We start from the raw sequence: 16704 nt of genomic DNA on the forward strand, positions 1-16704 counted from the left end.
AGGATGTAGTGCCGTAGCCACGCGACGCCCCACTGGGATTCGGCGTCCCAGAAATCTCCCGAAAACGAGCGCGCATAGCGAAATATGAACGGCGCGAACAGCATGATCACTGCACACGTGTCAGATAAGTACTATTTGCAGAGTTCGACGATGTGCTTGCTCAGCTCGTCGGCCTTGCTCAGCCGCTGCGCCTGCTTCGGGTGGGTGTTCGGTGTCTCAGCGATAGCCGCCGCACCCACGTCCATGAGCGCGTTGCCGAAGTCCCGAATGCTCGCCGCGAGATCGGGCGGCGTCGCGGGATCCAGCCGCGCCAACAGATACTGCCCGCCATTGAAAAGTGCGATCCGTGCGTTGGCAGCGCTGGCCAGCGTCCCCACCACGCCGGCGTTCTCGGGAAGCGCCCGGTTGGTGTTCAGCATGACGGCGTTACGAACCAAATTCGCGCTGGCACACGCCTGCGTCTTCGCATCGGCCCGCTGCGCCGCCGTGTAATCAGCTTGAGCCGGTGCCCGCCCACGGGATAGGACCAGCACCAACGCCGTCACCGCCAGCACGAGTGCGACCAGGGCCGCCACTCCCGCCGACCGCTCGAGGACCACCAGAACTCTCCGCCAGAGATCCGCCACGACTCCCTCTTCCCGCGGACGTGATCACCCGCGGGAGGAAGTCTCCCACCAGTTGTTGGCCGCTGACAGGAGAACGGGAACGACCGGAGGCGACTAAGCCAATCCGGCCGAGACCGACCGGCCCGCCGACTTCAGGTCGTTGCAGGCCTCGATGACACGCTCAGTCATGTTGGCCTCGGCCTTCTTCAGGTAGCTGCGCGGGTCGTAGGTCTTCTTGTTGCCCACCTCGCCGTCGATCTTGAGCACACCGTCGTAGTTGGCGAACATGTGCCCGGCGATCGGCCGGGTGAATGCGTACTGGGTATCGGTGTCGACATTCATCTTCACGACGCCGTAGCGCAGCGAGTCCTCGATCTCGGACTTCAGCGAGCCCGACCCGCCGTGGAACACGAAGTCGAACGGCTTGGAGCCCTCTGCCAGACCAAGTTTGGCCGAGGCAACGCGCTGCCCCTCGGCCAGCACCTCCGGCTTGAGCTTCACGTTTCCGGGCTTGTACACACCGTGCACGTTGCCGAAGGTCGCGGCCAGGAGGTACCGGCCGTTCTCGCCGACACCGAGCGCCTCGACGGTCTTCTCGAAGTCCTCCGACGAGGTGTAGAGCTTCTCGTTGATCTCGGCCTCGACGCCGTCTTCTTCACCGCCGACCACGCCGATCTCCACCTCGAGGATGATGTGCGCCTTCGCGGTCGCCGCCAGCAGTTCCTGCGCGATCTCGAGGTTCTCGCCGATCGGCACCGCCGATCCGTCCCACATATGGGACTGGAACAGCGGGTTCTGCCCGGCGGCCACGCGCTCCTGGGAGATGGCGATGAGCGGACGCACGAAGCTGTCCAGCTTGTCCTTGGGGCAGTGGTCGGTGTGCAGGGCGACGGTGATCCCGTACTTGGCGGCGACCACGTGCGCGAACTCGGCGAGCGCGACCGCGCCGGTCACCATGTCCTTGATGCCCAGACCCGAACCGAATTCCGCACCACCGGTGGAGAACTGGATGATGCCGTCGCTACCCGCGTCGGCGAAACCTTTGATCGCGGCGTTGATCGTTTCCGATGAGGTGCAGTTGATGGCCGGGAAGGCAAAGGAATGCTCCTTGGCCCGGTCCAGCATTTCGGCGTAGACCTCGGGCGTGGCGATGGGCACTTCGACGACCTCCATGTCAGCTCTGCGGATTCGCCCCTCACCATAAGGCAGCCAGGTTTACAACAGATATCGACGGTACTGTTGGCGCCGTGAACTTGCTGGCAGCACCCGGATCCGTCACCACCCTGGCACTCATGCCGGATTTCCTGGATCCGGTCAAACTACTCGGCCACTTCGGAACCCTCGCGCTGCTCGGGTTGCTGGTGGTGATCTTCGTGGAGTCGGGCGTGCTGTTTCCGGTGCTACCCGGTGATTCCTTGTTGTTCGTGGCAGGGATGCTGGCGGCCGGTACCGCAGCCGCCGCCGCGGACGGCGCCCCGCAGGCCAATTTCCAGCTGTGGCAGCTGCTGGTCTTCATTCCCATCGCCGCCATCCTGGGCGGTCAGGTCGGCTACTGGATTGGTCGCGGGATCGGCACGTCGATGTTCAAGCCCGATGCCCGCTTCCTGAAGCAGAAGTACCTCGAGGAGGCGCACGCCTTCTTCGAGAAGCGCGGCCCGTTCGCCATCGTGATCGCCCGGTTCGTTCCGATCGTGCGGACCCTGGCGCCGATCACGGCAGGCGCGGCCAAGATGAGCTACCCGATCTTCGCCCTGTACAACATCCTGGGCGCCGTCGTCTGGGGCGTCGGTCTCACGCTGCTGGGCTACTGGTTGGGCCAGTTCGAGATCATTCAGAAGCTGCTCGAACCCATCTTCATTCTGATCGTGCTGGTCTCGGTGGCCCCGATGTTCTTCGAATGGATGCGCCGTCGTAAGGCGGCGAAGCAGCCGGAGGCCGCTCCCGAGGCTTAGTACGCACTCGAAACAACTCGCCAATCAGATCCACGGCTACCCACCAAATGCGGGTGAATATGCCCAGGTGCGCACCGTAGCAAACTACGCTAATGTCGCGCTGTGGGGAAGATCAACAGTTGTCTGACAGCGTTGACGGCGATCGCGCTGATGGGTTGGGGCTTTGCGGCGCCCGCCGGCGCCGAGCCCGCACCGGCGGATGTCGCGGGTGCGTCGGAGGCTGTGCAGACGTACATAAACGCAACCAACAACGTCGACGTGCCCCTGATACGTGCCATGGTGTGCGGTCGCCTTGCCGCCGCCACCTCCGCTGGCACCGACGAACAGGTCCGTCAGGTCGTGCAGTCTCAACGCGACCGCATCGGGTTGGCCCACATAGAGGTCTTGCATCCGGTGGAGCTGGGATCACCGCCCGGCCAGGTCGATCTGCTGGCCCAGTTGACTTCCGAGCACCACCCGCAGGATCCGGGCGGCAACGGGATCAACCTGGTCTATCACACCGAGAAGGTCAATGGCTCATGGAAGGTATGCCATGCCCGCAACGAGGGGCGCCTCGACGAACCCTGATAAAGCCCGTCTCAACTAGGCACGCACCGGCGTCGTCTCGAACGCGGCCACCTTGCCCCGAAAATCATCCGGGAACGGGGTGGAGGTGCCGTCGATCGCGTGCACGTACACCGTCTCGCCGGTGATGAGATGCTCTCCGCCGCGATGTATTTCGAAGTGACAGGTCATGCTCGCCCTCCCCATCCGGGCGATGCGCACCCCGATGTCGAGGACGTCGTCGAAGCGGGCGGGCGCGTGATAATCGATGACCGACCTCACCACGTACATGTGCTCAAAGACCCCGTCGCCCTCGGCGTTACGCGCACCGGTCAACGCGGCCCAGTATTCGGTGAGCGCGGCGTCGAAAAACGCCAGGTAGTGGGCGTTGAAGACGACGCCCTGCATATCGACCTCGGCCCACCGCACGCGCAACGGATGAAAGAAGCTGAAATCCTCACGTGCCATGTCAGGCCACCACGTGCGCGGCCTCGAGAAGCATCCACCCGGACAACTGCACCGACAGATCACGCTCGGGGACCTTCGACGGATTGACCGCCCCCGCGATGAACTGCGACGCCGGGGACTGCACGGTCGGCAGCGCGGCCGTGCGAGTCCAATCCGCACCGAACAGCGGAAGGTCTTCCACCGTCAGCCGATTCGCCCAGGCCGCCTCGGCCGAGGTCAGCAGGATGTCACGGGCGACGGCCCGGGCATCGGTGTCCTGCGGGGAGTTCTTCGGCAGCGTGGTGACCACCAACGCCAGATAACGAGCCAGAATGCCGTTGAAGAGCCCGCCATCTCCGCCGCCGCTGCCACGAATCACGCCTTCAGCCGTCATGTGATCCTTGACCGCGTGCACAAGCCGATGCACACGCTCGGCATGCCGGGATTCCCCGGTCCGCACGGCGAGCTCGGTCTCCAGCCCCAGCACCACACCCTGGCAATAGGTGTAGGTGGCCCGTTCCAGGGTGCCGTCCTCCTGGATTCCATCGATCACCAGATGCGATTCTGGATCGACGAGGGTGTTGTCGATCCAGTCGGACATCACCTCGGCCCGCCACACTCTTCCGGTGCGCGCCAACACGATTGCCGCGGGGCCGTTGGCTGGGGTGTTGAAGAACTTGTCCTGTTTGCGCCACGGTATGCCGCCGCCGTACTGCGGCATCCAGGCATCGAGGAACTGCTGACGCAGCCGGTTGAGCGCACGCGGACGCTCCAGGCCCAACAGCTCCGAGGCACGCTGCATGGCCAGCGCCAACCAGGCCATATCGTCGTAGTACTGGTTGGTCCACATGAATACGTTGCGGAACCGGTGTGCGCGTTGCATATCCGCGATGTACTTGAGCCGGTCCGGGCGCGGGTCGCGCAGCTGCGCATCGATCAGGCAGTCCTGCAGATGCGCCTGCCACCAGTAGTGCCAGTTCTTGAACCAGGTAGCGCCCGGCGCGGGCGGCCAGGTCACGATGCCCAGGCGCATGCGTGGCAGGTGCCACAGCGGCGAGAAGTGTCTGGCGGTGATTGCGGCTTCGGCGCTACTGGCGCGGTTGGCCCACAGCACATCCATGCACTTGATACTAGGGGTGGCCCGCCCCGGGCTACCACGCCTTGGTCGGGTCGGCGTGCTGGCGGATCCACGCGTGCATGGCCACACCCGCCGCGACCCCGGCGTTGATGCTGCGGGTGGATCCAAATTGTGCGATCGAAACCGTCATCACCGCACCGACTTTCGACACATCAGTGACACCCGGCCCCTCCTGCCCGAACACCATCAAGCAGTCCGCGGGCAACACCGCGGTCTCCAGGGGCACCGATCCCGGGACGTTGTCAACGGCCACCACCGTCAGGCCGGTCAGCTTGGCGTACTCCAGAAGCTGCTCGGTGCTGTCATGGTGCATCAGATGCTGGTAGCGATCGGTGACCATGGCGCCACGCCGGTTCCAGCGGCGCCGGCCGACAATGTGTACGGTGTGCACCGCGAACGCGTTGGCCGTGCGCACCACCGTGCCGATGTTGGCATCATTCTCGAAATTCTCGATGGCGATGTGCAGTCGATGGCGCCGCGTGTCGATATCGGCGACGATTGCCTCCCGGCGCCAATAACGATAGGCATCAACCACATTGCGGGCATCACCATCGCGCAACAGCTCGGGGTCGTAGCGCGGGTCTGTCGGCAGCGGCAGGCCCCGTTCCTCCGCCCACGGTCCCACGCCATTGCCGGTGGCACCCCATAGAGACGGCTCGGCCGGCTCATCCCTGCCGGTCTTGGGCACCTCACTCACGAATCGTCCATACCGCGGCGTGGGTACCGATCACCGAGAGGGTGCCGGCGAGCACCGCGGCGTTGATCTCGCCCTGCAGGCATAACGACGGCTGCATCTGCACAGCATCCAGAGATGAGTCCGGTAGCACCAGCACGGATGCCCCGTAGAGGGCACAGCTGCGCGCCAACCCCTCCCCGGGCAGTGTCGGCGCCACCGTCACCATGAGCGGTCCACCACGCGCCGCCGACTCGTCCCGGTAACGTGCCGCGACTCCCGAAATACTCAGACCCAGTAGCGAGAATCCGTTGCCGTTGAATGCATTCGGATCACCCAGGTCCACCTGGCTGATCTGCTGGCCACTGGCCCGCCAGGCCTCCATGCTCTTGGTGACGATCACCAGACCGGAGTCGTTCTGCGGCGTGGGCAGCAGTCCCATCGGGTAGGCCACCGGGTACGCCACGGTGGACCCGGCAATGCGGTCCTTGGCCGAGTACGCGTACACCCCCCCGTACCGCGCTCTGGTTCTGCATCGGCCCCAGGCACACCGTGCCGGTGAGGCCGGTCGCGGCGCCCGCCGAGGGGGTCGCGGTCAGCGGATGCACGGAAAGGTCGGCCACGTCGCGGCAACTGCCCAGGGCCGGCACTTCCAATGGATGCGCCAACGACCCGTACAGCCCGAAACGCAGATCACCGGCAGCGGCGGGCTTCTCCTCCGGTTTCGCGGCCGCCCCCGTGATATCGACCAGCACATACCCGTTCTGGAACCGCAGGTTGGCGACGCTGAGATTCCAGCCCAGCAGGCTCTGCGTCTCACCGACCTTGGCAGTCGGTGCGCCGTAAACCAGTTCCTTCTCAGGGTCTTTCGAGCAGCCCGTCAAGACCAGGGCCCCGGCGACCAGCGCGGCGAGGGCCCGACGGAAGGTCACGATCCGGCCAGGCCGAGATCCGCCAGTCCCAGCACATACCGATAGGGAACACCTTCGGCGCGAATCGCCTCGGCGGCACCGGTATCACGGTCCACAACGGTGGCCACCCCGATCACCTCGCCTCCGGCCTCGCGGACCGCCTGCACGGCCGTGAGCGCGGACCCACCAGTGGTGCTGGTGTCTTCGACTACCAGCACCCGCTGCCCGGTCACCTCAAATCCCTCGATAAGCCGTTGCATACCATGAGCTTTCACCGACTTACGCACCACGAACGCGTCGATGGGCCGTCCGGGCGCATGCATGACCGCCGTCGCGACGGGATCGGCGCCCAGGGTGAGTCCGCCGACACCGGCGTAGTCCCAGTCGTTGGTCAGCTCGCGCACCAGCCGGCCGATCAGGGCGCCCGCCCGGTGATGCAAGGTGGCCCGGCGCAGGTCGACGTAATAGTCGGCTTCCTTGCCCGACGACAAGGTCACCTTGCCGTGCACCACCGCGATATCGCGGACCAAAGCCGCCAACTCATCACGCTCGGCCGCATTGAGAGCCGGTCCTAAATCAAGTTCTGCCACGACCCCGTCCTACCACGCTGTTGAATTTCCGCACCAAACCTCTTGGTATTAGCCGTGTTACCGAGGTAATCGCCTTGTACTGGATGCCCGGAACGCTGAGCACCTTACCTGCCGCAATGTCCTGCAGACACGCGTTGACCACATCGTCGACCTGGAGCCACATGAACTCCGGAATGGTGCCCATCTCGATTCCGGCCCGCTCGTGAAACTCGGTGTGAATGAATCCCGGGCACAACACGTGCATACCAACTCCGGTGCCCAACAACCCATTTGCCAATCCCTCGGTGAAGGAAACCACCCAGGCCTTGGAGGCCGAATACGTCGACCCGCGTCCAGAAACCAGGCCCGCCACGCTCGCCACGTTGATGACGGTGCCGGCGCCCGCCTCGACCATCGACGGAAGGGCCGCACGGGTGAGCTCCATGACTGCGGTGACATTGACGTCCAGCTGCGAGTGCAACAGCTCGGGCGCCGCCGTCCAGAACTCACCGGCGGTCGCGAATCCGGCGTTGTTGATCAACACCGATATCCCGGCGGCGACGCGCTTGGCGACCTTCGCACGATCGGCAGCATCCGCGAGGTCGGCGGGCAGCACCTCCGCGTGCACGCCGTACCGGCAGGTGAGTTCGTCGGCGAGGGCGCCCAGGCGCCGCTCGTCACGGGCGACGAGCACCACGTCGTATCCGAGGGAGGCGTACTTGCGGGCGAAACCACCCCCCAGGCCCGAGGTGGGGCCGGTGACCAGCGCCACGGGTCGCGCCGAATTGGGGGCTGCCATGGTTGGTCAGCGTACCGGCTGGCAGCACGCCTCAACCCGCCGTATAACCGGTACTAAATGTTACTGGTACAAATTGTCCGGAAACTGCCGCTTGCGGGAGCAAGCGTTGCTAGCATCGCGAAATGTTTGACCGGCTGGTGGTGTGGCTCATCGAGCGTCAGCGCTGGATTTACCCGGTACTCGCCGTGTTGTGGGTCGCCGCGGGCACCTACATAACCACCGCTCCGAAGGTTGCACTGCCGACACCCGAGGTCACCCCGACCACACAAGCGGTGAGCGCCATGTCGCTGAGCCAACCCAAGACGGTGACGTACGAGGTGTCCAGCGAAGGCCGTCCCGTCACGGTCTCCTACCTCGACGAAAAGGGCCAATCCAAGCTCTTCAACGGCCCCGCACCGTGGCGCACCAGCCTGACCACCAGCGACTTGGCATTCGCGGCGGGTGTCACGGCGATATCGACCAACACCGTCACCTGCCGCATCACCGTGGACGGCAAGGTGGCCGACGAGAAGACCGACACCGGTCGCACGCCCTCGGTGAGCTGCAACCTCGTTGCCTTCCAGAAACTCGACCCACAAGGTGGTCACTGATGCACGACAGTCCCCTATTCGGACGCTTCGCCGGCATCATCAGCAGGCACGCCGTCGTGGTCATCGGGCTCCTGATGATGGTGGCCGGCGGTCTAATGGCCTCGGCGCCGAACCTCGAAGAACTGGCCCTTACCCACGGCAGTCCCATGATGCCGACCAACACCCAATCGGCGGCTGCGCTCAAACACATGGCCAAGGCCTTCGGGGAGTCCGAATCGAACAACACCGCCGCGGTGGTCGTCGTCAAAGATCAACCGTTCACCGAGCGGGACCGTCAGTTCCGTGCCGAACTGATGAAAAAGCTGCGGGCCGATACCGCGCACGTGGAACCGGGTATGGACATGTGGTCCGATCCGCAGTTCGCCACCGCATCGGAGAGCCCCGATAAGAAGGTGGCCCTGGCGCAACTGCAGCTGGCCGGGGAGATCGGCGGCCCCAAGGCCATGGAATCGGCCAAGGCCGTGCAGCACATCATCGATGACATCGAGAAGCCGCCGGGCACCACGATCTATGCCACCGGAACAAGTCAGGCCGCCGCCGACCAGATCAACACGATGATGCGGGATGTCGTGATCATCGGAGGACTCTCGCTGGTGCTCGTGGGTGGTCTGCTGCTGTTGGTCTACCGCTCACTCGTGGTCGCGTTCCTGCCGCTGATCACCGTGGGTGTTGCCGTCGGTATCGCCACCCCGATCGCCAGCTTCCTCACCTTGGCGGGGCTGATTCCCACATCCATGATGACTAATGCGTTGATGGGTGCGCTGGCGCTGGGCGCCGGCACCGACTACTCCATCTTCTTCATCGGCCGCTATCAGGAGGGGCGACGCTGCGGCCTCAGCGTCGATGACGCGTTCCGCGCCAGTTATCGGGGCGTGGCACCGGTCGTGATCGCGTCCGGCCTGACCGTGGCGGGTGCGTTGTCCTGCATGACATTCGCCCAACTGGACATGATGAAATCGATGGGCATACCGGGGGCCATCACCATGATCTTCACCGTGCTGTCCGCGGTGACCGTGACGCCCGGCGCACTACTCATCGGGGCACGCCGCTTCGGCTGGTTCGAGCCCCGCTCGACCGCCCGATCGACTCGGCTGTGGCGCCGGGTCGGTATCCGCGTAGCGCGTTGGCCCAGACCGATATTCGTCACGACCTTCGCCGCCTTGATCCTGCTCATGATGGTGATCCCCACCGCGTCCTTCAATTATGACGAACTGCAGTTCATCCCCAAGGACATGCCCAGCGCGGCAGGTATGCATGCGATTCAGGAGCACTTTCCCGCAGGCCAGATGAACCCCGACATGATCTTGATCCGGGCTCCCGAAGACCTGCGCAGCTCGGCCAACATCGGGCTCCTGGAGAAGGCCGCGCAGCAGATCACCAAGCTGGACAGCGTGGCATCGGTGCAGTGGATCACCCGGCCCACCGGCATGCCGATGGATCAAACATCGCTCATGTACAGCGTGGGGATGGCCGGAACGATGATGTCGCAGAACAAGATTGTGATGGAGCAACGTCAGCAGCGGATGCACGCCATGACCGACGACATGAACTCGATGATGTCCACGCTCCAGGGCCTGCAAGGCACCTTGCGAACCGCGCAGCAGGGCGCCAAGCAATTCAGTGCCGCTGCGCAGCCCATTCAGTCCAGCTTGAATCAGCTTAAGTCACAACTAAATTCGGCAATGGGTCCCGTTCGCGAGGCGGTACGTGCGCAACCCAACTGCGCCGCCGACCCGATGTGCGTGGGCGCGCAATCAACCTTGTCGAACTTCGAGAACATGTCCAGCGTCACCGACCAGATGCGCAGCCTCGTCAGCACATCGGGTTCCATGACCGGAGGTTTGACCCAGGCCGCGCGGACGATGCCACGCATGCTCGAATCCATGTCTTCGATGCAGGATCTGATGACCGAGACAAATGAGCAGATGACGCAGATGATGTCGCAGATCGACACCATGACCTCGCTCATGCAGGACCTCGGCCGAAGCAGCGCCGGCACCGGGGACTACTTCTACTTCCCCGCGCAGATGCTCTCGGACCCGCGATTCAAGCCGTACCTGAAGATGATGTTCTCCGAAGACGGCACCACCACCCGCATGATCGTCATCGGCAGCGGCAGCAGCTACGGCGACGAAGGCATCCAGCGCGTCCGGGATCTGGCCCATGAGATGAAGTACGCCCTCAAGGGCACTCGCCTACAGGGCAGCGTGATCGAGATCGCCGGCCCGGCGGCGCTCATCGGCGATATGCGGGTGATGCTCGATCGCGACGAGAAGCTGATCATGATCGGCTGCCTGACCGTGATCTTCACGGTGGTACTGCTGCTGCTGCGCGGTTTGGTGGCCTCGCTGATCGTCATCGGCTCGGTGCTGGTGTCCTTTGCCTCGACCCTCGGGCTGGCCCTGGTGATCTGGCAGCACGTGCTCGGCATTCAGCTGCACTGGTCGGTGCCGGTGGCGGTCTTCGCGATTCTGATATCGGTGGGGGCCGACTACAACCTGCTGGTCGCGTCGCGTTTCAAGGAAGAGATGAGTGCCGGTATCCGCACAGGGGTCATCCGTGCCATCGCCGGCACCGGCGGGGTGGTGACCACGGCGGGCCTGGTGTTCGCGATGACGCAGTTCGCCATGATGGGGTCGAGTCTGATCAACATCGCGCAGATGGGTTCGACGATTGGGTTGGGCTTGATCATCGACACGTTCGTGGTGCGCACCTTCACGGTGCCGACCCTGGCGGTGATTCTCGACAAGAAGTTCTGGTGGCCGCTGCCGATGAACCAGCTCTGGCGGCGTTCCTAGTGGCCGAGCGGCTGGCCGCCCTGACCCACGGGAGCGGGCTGCCGATCTACGGCGGGGGCGGAACTGCTGCCGACGGGCCGGCTGGGGCGCTCGGCGGCCTGGATGGGCGAGGGTGCCGATTCCCCGGAGGGCGGCAGCACCCGTAGCAGGTCGTTGAACTGGCGGACGGCCTTGAGGCCCTCGTCCCACTGCTCACGGTTGCTGTTGATGGGTAGCGCGGCCAGCGTCCAGTGCTGTTCATTCCACAACACCTCCGCCGTCTCGGTCGCGGTATGGGCGAACGTGACCATGCGCCGGTCACAGGCCCGACGGGCGGCATCCAGGTTGGTGGAGTACACCATGCGCGGGCCGATGGCGCCGAGCAGCCAGATATCGGCTTCGCGGGGTTCCTGCATGACCTTGAGTCGCAGGTCCACCATGACGTTGGTGCCCACCTTGCGGTGCAGCGCGATGATGGTCGCGACGTCCTCCAGGTCGAAGACGTAGACCGCCTCGCCACGGATCTGTCCGAGGACCACATTGGCGGCCGCAGCCGATCCCGCACTCGACATCACGCCGCGGTTCCAGCGCTTGACGATCTCTTTGTCCTGCGACATGTAGTCGAAGCCGTGAGATCGCGCCCAGGCCTTTCGGCGATGTCCGCGACTGCGGCGGCGGCCGATATCGACATACAGCAGCACGGCCGCACAGACGAAGCACAGTGCGGACAGCGTGAACCAAAGTAGAGCCATCCGCGACAGCCTAACCGGTACCGGCCAAACTGCTGCGCACAGCGCTCGGATCGTGACCCAGAGTTACCGCTCCGTGATGGGTCCAGACAGCAGCTAGTGTCGACTTATCGCGGGAAAGTCCCCATGGACACCGCGATAAGTCGACACTCGACAGCTACTTATCCCAGGGTGAGCGAGTCGCCGTCGGCGCTGACGTTCACCGGAACGACGTCACCGTCGTGCACTTCACCGGCCAGCAGCTGTTTGGCCAGCTTGTCGCCGAGGGCCTGTTGCACTAGGCGGCGCAACGGACGCGCCCCGTAGATCGGATCGAATCCGCGCTGGGCCAGCCAATTCTTGGCGGGCTCGGACACCTCGAGCGTCAACCGCCGCTGGGCGAGCCGCTTCTGCAGCTGCGCCAACTGGATGTCGACGATCCGCACCAGCTCCTCGGGATTGAGCGGCTCGAAGATGAGCACGTCGTCGAGCCGGTTGATGAACTCCGGCTTGAACTTGGCGCGCACCGCCGCCATCACCTGCTCCTCGGAGCCACCGGCACCCAGGTTGGAGGTGAGGATCAAGATGGTGTTCCGGAAGTCCACCGTGCGGCCCTGACCGTCGGTGAGCCGTCCCTCGTCGAGCACCTGCAACAGCACGTCGAACACGTCCGGGTGCGCCTTCTCGACCTCGTCGAACAGCACCACTGTGTACGGGCGCCGCCGCACCGCCTCGGTCAGCTGACCACCGGCGTCATATCCGACATATCCGGGTGGGGCACCGACAAGCCTTGCCACGGAATGCTTTTCGCCGTACTCAGACATGTCGATACGCACCATGGCGTGCTCGTCGTCGAACAGGAAGTCCGCGAGCGCCTTGGCCAGCTCGGTCTTGCCGACACCGGTGGGCCCGAGGAACAGGAACGAACCGGTGGGCCGGTTGGGGTCAGCGACACCGGCCCGGGCACGGCGCACCGCATCGGAAACGGCCTCGACGGCCTTCGTCTGGCCCACGACCCGCGCGCCCAGCACGTCTTCCATGCGCAGCAGCTTGGCGGTCTCGCCCTCCATGAGCCGGCCGGCCGGAATACCGGTCCAGGCCGACACCACGTCGGCGACGTCGTCGGGCCCAACCTCTTCCTTGAGCATGACGCTTTCGCGTGCCTGGGCTCCGGGAAGCGCGGCCTCCAGCTGCTTCTCCAGGTCCGGGATACGCCCGTACCGCAATTCCGCGACCTTGCCGAGGTCGCCGTCTCGCTCGGCGCGATCGGATTCACCCTTGAGGGTTTCCAATTGCTCCTTGAGTTCCCGGACCACGTCGATGGCGTTCTTCTCGTTCTGCCACCGAGCGGTCAACTCGGCGAGGCGTTCCTTCTTGTCGGCCAGCTCCTCGCGCAGCTTCACCAGACGCTGCTTGGAGGCCTCGTCGTCTTCCTTGGACAGCGCCATCTCTTCGATCTCGAGACGACGCACGACGCGCTCGACCTCGTCGATCTCCACAGGGCGCGAATCGATTTCCATACGCAGACGCGATGCGGCCTCGTCGACCAGGTCGATGGCCTTATCGGGCAGGAATCGCGAGGTGATGTACCGGTCGGACAAGGTGGCGGCGGCCACCAGCGCAGAGTCGGTGATCCGCACGCCGTGGTGAACCTCGTAGCGCTCCTTGATGCCGCGCAGGATGCCGACGGTGTCCTCCACCGAAGGCTCACCCACCAGCACCTGCTGGAACCGGCGCTCCAGGGCGGCGTCCTTCTCGATGTACTTGCGGTACTCGTCGAGTGTGGTGGCGCCGACCAGGCGCAGCTCGCCGCGCGCCAGCATGGGCTTGATCATGTTGCCGGCGTCCATCGCCGACTCACCCGTGGCACCCGCACCGACGATGGTGTGCAGCTCGTCGATGAACGTAATCAGCTGTCCCGCAGAGTTCTTGATCTCGTCGAGGACAGCCTTGAGACGTTCCTCGAACTCACCTCGGTACTTGGCGCCCGCGACCATGGATCCGAGATCCAAAGAGACAACGGTCTTGCCGCGCAAGCTTTCGGGCACGTCGCCGGCCACGATGCGCTGCGCCAGCCCCTCCACGATGGCGGTCTTACCGACGCCGGGCTCACCGATCAACACCGGATTGTTCTTGGTCCGGCGGCTGAGCACCTGCACGACGCGGCGAATCTCGGTGTCGCGACCAATCACCGGGTCGAGCTTTCCCTCGCGGGCGCGGGCGGTCAGGTCGGTGGAGTACTTCTCCAACGCCTGGAACGTCGACTCGGGCTCGGGGCTGGTCACCCGGCCGCTGCCGCGCACCTGAACAAAGGCGTCGCGCAACGCGTTCGGAGTGGCGCCGTTGTTGGCGAGCAGCTTGGCGATATCGGAATCACCGGTGGCCAAGCCTACGAGCAGATGCTCGGTGGATACGTAGTCGTCATTGAGCTCGGTGGCGAGCTGCTGCGCCGTGGTGATCGCGGCGATGGAATCACGCGAGAGCTGCGGGTTGGCGCTGGCGTTGCTGACCTGAGGAAGCCGGTCGGCGATAGCCTGCGCCTCGTTGCGCACGGTCGCGGGGTCTACGCCCACGGCCTGCAACAGCGGCGCGGCGATGCCATCGGTCTGGCTCAGCAGCGCCACCAGCAGGTGGGCGGGACGGATTTCGGGGTTGCCTGCAGTAGTTGCTGCCTGGAGGGCAGCAGTCAGCGCGGCCTGGGTTTTCGTGGTCGGATTGAACGAGTCCACAACACCTCCATGGGTTGAGAGAAATGCTTGTCAGTAATTCCAACGCAGCCAACCTTGAGTCTGTTCCGCTCAACTTTGAGAATTTTCGCGGTGCCGTGTCTAGCTCATCACACCCCGGTGTGCTCCGAACCGAATCGGGGATCACACGCGGTCGCCGCGCCCCTCGAGCAGCTCGCCGACGCGCGACAACACAGGAAGCGCTCCGCCACGCAGAACCGACCGCAGCTGGCGATTGAGCGGCGACTGCGGATCGAACCCGCGCAGCGTGAACCAGAGCTGGGTACCTCCATCCCTGGGAATCAGTCGCCAGGTCATGCGCAATGTGGTGATTCCACCCAGGATCGGAATCTCGAAGGTGCTGTCGATGAGCTCGGGCTCGCGCACCTCCAGGAACTCCATCTCGACCCGTCCGGCGAATCCGACGAGCGGAATCGCATAGGTGCTGATGAACAGCCGGCTACCGGCTTCCACCGACACCAAATCGTGGTCATTCACCAGGTCCCCCACGAACTCCTTGGAAGTGACCACCTGCCACACCGTGCGCGGCGGATGGCGATAGAACTCGCCCAGACTGAAGGCCGTCGCATCATCGGGTGGGGGGTCTGCGCCGGACTCGGGGAGGGCCAAGAGCTCTTCGATACGCGACATGACCAACGCCCATAAATCCCGAACGAGAGCGCGAAGCCTCACATGGGCGGGGTTGGCGACGTCAAATCCGGTGTGCACGACCAGTAATCGCGTTCCTCCGGGCTCGGGGTGGAGCGTCCACGTGACCCGCAGATCCCAGGAGTCCTCCGGTGTGGTGAATCTGTAGACCATGCGTTCACCGGGTACGACATCGGTGAACTCACAGTTCCCGCGGCCCCCGAAGTTCACCTCGGGCATCGGAAAGGTCGTGAACGAGAACGACCTGCCCGCTTCTACCGAATCCCTGTCGACCTCGGTGGTCCAGTCGGAAACCGAAGCGGCCGAGGTGATGGCAAGCCAGACCTGCTCGGCTGGATATGGGAAGAACTGCCCGACCGTCACCGATGTCAGGTCGTCCCGCGAGGCGGTCATACCCCTGGGATACCGCAGATGCGTGATGCATGCGGACGATCAGGCGGATACATCGGTGACCAAACGGCACGGGGGCTGATTCTCGGCGCGCGGCGCGGTGTCGATACATCGTCCGAGCCGGCCCATCGTGCCGGGCCAACCGAGCTCGGAGATCTTCCGGTAGATACGCGACGCCGAATCGCTGAGATCAAACCCTTCGTGCCGGAACGTGACCATGGTGCCGCCCGGAACCTCGTGCAGCGTCCACGTCACCGTCGACACCCTCTGCTTGGACGATTTCATATCCCACCAGCGGATCGACAGCACCCTGTTCGGGGTAGCCGCGAGGACCTCGCAGGACAGCGCGCCCGAGAAGTCGGCCATGGGCAGGGGGAAGGCTTTGAAACGGAACCGGGTTCCGACCTGGGGCCGAAAGCCAACCGGGTCCATCAGCCATTCCTCCATGGCGTCTGGGCACGCGATCACGCTCCACACCCGCGCGGGCGGGTGCGGATAGAAATGGTCGAGAAGAATGGTGGCGATGTCGTTCGCGTCGTCGAGCACAGCACTCTCCAGATTGATGGGGTTATCTTTCATACCCCATCAATCTGGGTTACCGCCGTGTTCGCATCTGTTAGCCAGGCAAACTCACCCGGCTAGAGCTCAACGGCGCCCCCGCCAGCCGGGGTAGTCGCTGCACAATCGATCAGGCGCCCGAGCTTGGCCATCGCCGTCGGCCAGAACCGATCGGACAGGCCAGCCATCCTGCGCACAGCAGGGTCATCGCTACTGAAAGCCGGTCGGCTCACGCTGACCACGGTGCCGCCGGGAACCTCGCACAACGTCCACGCTGTTCGCCAGGCCACCGGGTCTGGCGATTTCGTATCCCACCAGGAAATCGCCAGCATTTCGTTGCGCATAGCCACCAAGACTTCGCACGCGATGTCCCGGAATAGTTGGCAATCGGCATCGGAAGATCGGTGAGCCGGTACCGCGTACCTTCCACGGCGCGGAACCCAACCTGTTCGACGAACCAGTCCCCCATGACATCGGGGTCGACCAAGACGTTCCATACGCGCCCGGGAGGGTGCGGATAGAAGAAATCGGCGACAACATCCGGTCGCTCGTCAAGATCGCCCACGGCACACACTCCCTTGTCGGTGGTGAGACCTTTGTACTCCGTGAACCTGGGCGACTGCTGTAGT

16 protein-coding genes and 1 pseudogene are annotated in these 16704 nt (G+C 64.4%); 4 read left to right on the forward strand and 13 right to left on the reverse strand.

Annotated elements, in window-relative coordinates:
• Nucleotides 1-131 precede the first annotated feature (131 nt).
• Both HBA99_RS21720 and fbaA read right to left on the reverse strand, forming a co-directional pair.
• Complete coding sequence (locus HBA99_RS21720; protein ID WP_234798076.1) at nt 132-626, reverse strand: hypothetical protein; 495 nt, start codon at nt 624-626, stop codon at nt 132-134.
• A gap of 93 nt (nt 627-719) precedes the next feature.
• Entirely contained in the window at nt 720-1778 is a 1059-nt protein-coding gene (fbaA, locus tag HBA99_RS21725; protein WP_109365472.1) for a class II fructose-bisphosphate aldolase, read from the reverse strand.
• Between the two features lie 119 nt (nt 1779-1897).
• Between fbaA and HBA99_RS21730 the strand changes: the two genes are divergently transcribed.
• Both HBA99_RS21730 and HBA99_RS21735 read left to right on the forward strand, forming a co-directional pair.
• Entirely contained in the window at nt 1898-2557 is a 660-nt protein-coding gene (locus HBA99_RS21730) for a DedA family protein (protein ID WP_046256056.1), read from the forward strand.
• A 102-nt stretch (nt 2558-2659) separates the two neighbouring features.
• The gene (locus tag HBA99_RS21735; protein ID WP_070932562.1) at nt 2660-3124 is read left to right on the forward strand and encodes a hypothetical protein; all 465 of its coding nucleotides are present in this window, start codon (nt 2660-2662) and stop codon (nt 3122-3124) included.
• 15 nt (nt 3125-3139) lie between these two features.
• Here HBA99_RS21735 and HBA99_RS21740 read toward each other — a convergent pair whose 3' ends face one another.
• The 6 genes and pseudogenes from HBA99_RS21740 to HBA99_RS21765 form a co-directional block, all read right to left on the reverse strand.
• Nucleotides 3140-3568 carry an acyl-CoA thioesterase gene (locus HBA99_RS21740; protein ID WP_030097148.1) on the reverse strand — a complete coding sequence of 143 codons (429 nt, stop codon included), beginning with the start codon at nt 3566-3568 and terminating at the stop codon, nt 3140-3142.
• 1 nt (nt 3569) lies between these two features.
• On the reverse strand, nt 3570-4667 hold the full coding sequence (locus HBA99_RS21745; RefSeq protein WP_070932560.1) for a glycoside hydrolase family 76 protein: 1098 nt from the start codon (nt 4665-4667) through the stop codon (nt 3570-3572).
• 31 nt (nt 4668-4698) lie between these two features.
• Nucleotides 4699-5373, reverse strand: coding sequence for a TrmH family RNA methyltransferase (locus tag HBA99_RS21750; protein ID WP_057968961.1), 675 nt, complete (start codon nt 5371-5373; stop codon nt 4699-4701).
• A 1-nt stretch (nt 5374) separates the two neighbouring features.
• Nucleotides 5375-6290: pseudogene (locus tag HBA99_RS21755) on the reverse strand (hypothetical protein).
• The gene (pyrE, locus tag HBA99_RS21760) at nt 6287-6859 is read right to left on the reverse strand and encodes an orotate phosphoribosyltransferase (protein ID WP_030097152.1); all 573 of its coding nucleotides are present in this window, start codon (nt 6857-6859) and stop codon (nt 6287-6289) included. Before pyrE ends, HBA99_RS21755 begins: the two are co-directional and overlap by 4 nt.
• Nucleotides 6846-7637: an SDR family NAD(P)-dependent oxidoreductase gene (locus tag HBA99_RS21765; RefSeq protein WP_070932557.1), complete on the reverse strand. Its 792-nt coding sequence runs from the start codon at nt 7635-7637 to the stop codon at nt 6846-6848. The genes pyrE and HBA99_RS21765 overlap by 14 nt, the downstream gene beginning before the upstream one ends.
• A 122-nt stretch (nt 7638-7759) precedes the next feature.
• Between HBA99_RS21765 and HBA99_RS21770 the strand changes: the two genes are divergently transcribed.
• Together HBA99_RS21770 and HBA99_RS21775 are read left to right on the forward strand one after the other, a co-directional pair.
• Nucleotides 7760-8227: an MmpS family transport accessory protein gene (locus HBA99_RS21770; RefSeq protein WP_046254985.1), complete on the forward strand. Its 468-nt coding sequence runs from the start codon at nt 7760-7762 to the stop codon at nt 8225-8227.
• On the forward strand, nt 8227-11025 hold the full coding sequence (locus HBA99_RS21775; RefSeq protein ID WP_070951967.1) for an MMPL/RND family transporter: 2799 nt from the start codon (nt 8227-8229) through the stop codon (nt 11023-11025). Before HBA99_RS21770 ends, HBA99_RS21775 begins: the two co-directional genes overlap by 1 nt.
• Here the strand turns inward: HBA99_RS21775 and ttfA are convergent.
• The 5 genes from ttfA to HBA99_RS21800 all read right to left on the reverse strand — a co-directional run bounded on the left by ttfA (nt 11022) and on the right by HBA99_RS21800 (nt 16419).
• The gene (gene ttfA / locus HBA99_RS21780; RefSeq protein ID WP_030097156.1) at nt 11022-11756 is read right to left on the reverse strand and encodes a trehalose monomycolate transport factor TtfA; all 735 of its coding nucleotides are present in this window, start codon (nt 11754-11756) and stop codon (nt 11022-11024) included. The genes HBA99_RS21775 and ttfA overlap by 4 nt on opposite strands.
• A gap of 158 nt (nt 11757-11914) precedes the next feature.
• Nucleotides 11915-14461 (reverse strand): ATP-dependent chaperone ClpB, encoded by a 2547-nt coding sequence (gene clpB / locus HBA99_RS21785; RefSeq protein WP_070951966.1) that lies wholly within the window; start codon nt 14459-14461, stop codon nt 11915-11917.
• 141 nt (nt 14462-14602) lie between these two features.
• The gene (locus HBA99_RS21790) at nt 14603-15520 is read right to left on the reverse strand and encodes an SRPBCC family protein (protein ID WP_057968949.1); all 918 of its coding nucleotides are present in this window, start codon (nt 15518-15520) and stop codon (nt 14603-14605) included.
• Between the two features lie 39 nt (nt 15521-15559).
• On the reverse strand, nt 15560-16096 hold the full coding sequence (locus tag HBA99_RS21795) for an SRPBCC family protein (protein WP_057968948.1): 537 nt from the start codon (nt 16094-16096) through the stop codon (nt 15560-15562).
• 59 nt (nt 16097-16155) lie between these two features.
• Nucleotides 16156-16419: an SRPBCC family protein gene (locus tag HBA99_RS21800; RefSeq protein ID WP_234798075.1), complete on the reverse strand. Its 264-nt coding sequence runs from the start codon at nt 16417-16419 to the stop codon at nt 16156-16158.
• Between the last annotated feature and the right edge of the window lie 285 nt (nt 16420-16704).

The organism is Mycobacteroides chelonae, assembly GCF_016767715.1.
In the GTDB taxonomy this organism is placed as follows: domain Bacteria; phylum Actinomycetota; class Actinomycetes; order Mycobacteriales; family Mycobacteriaceae; genus Mycobacterium; species Mycobacterium gwanakae.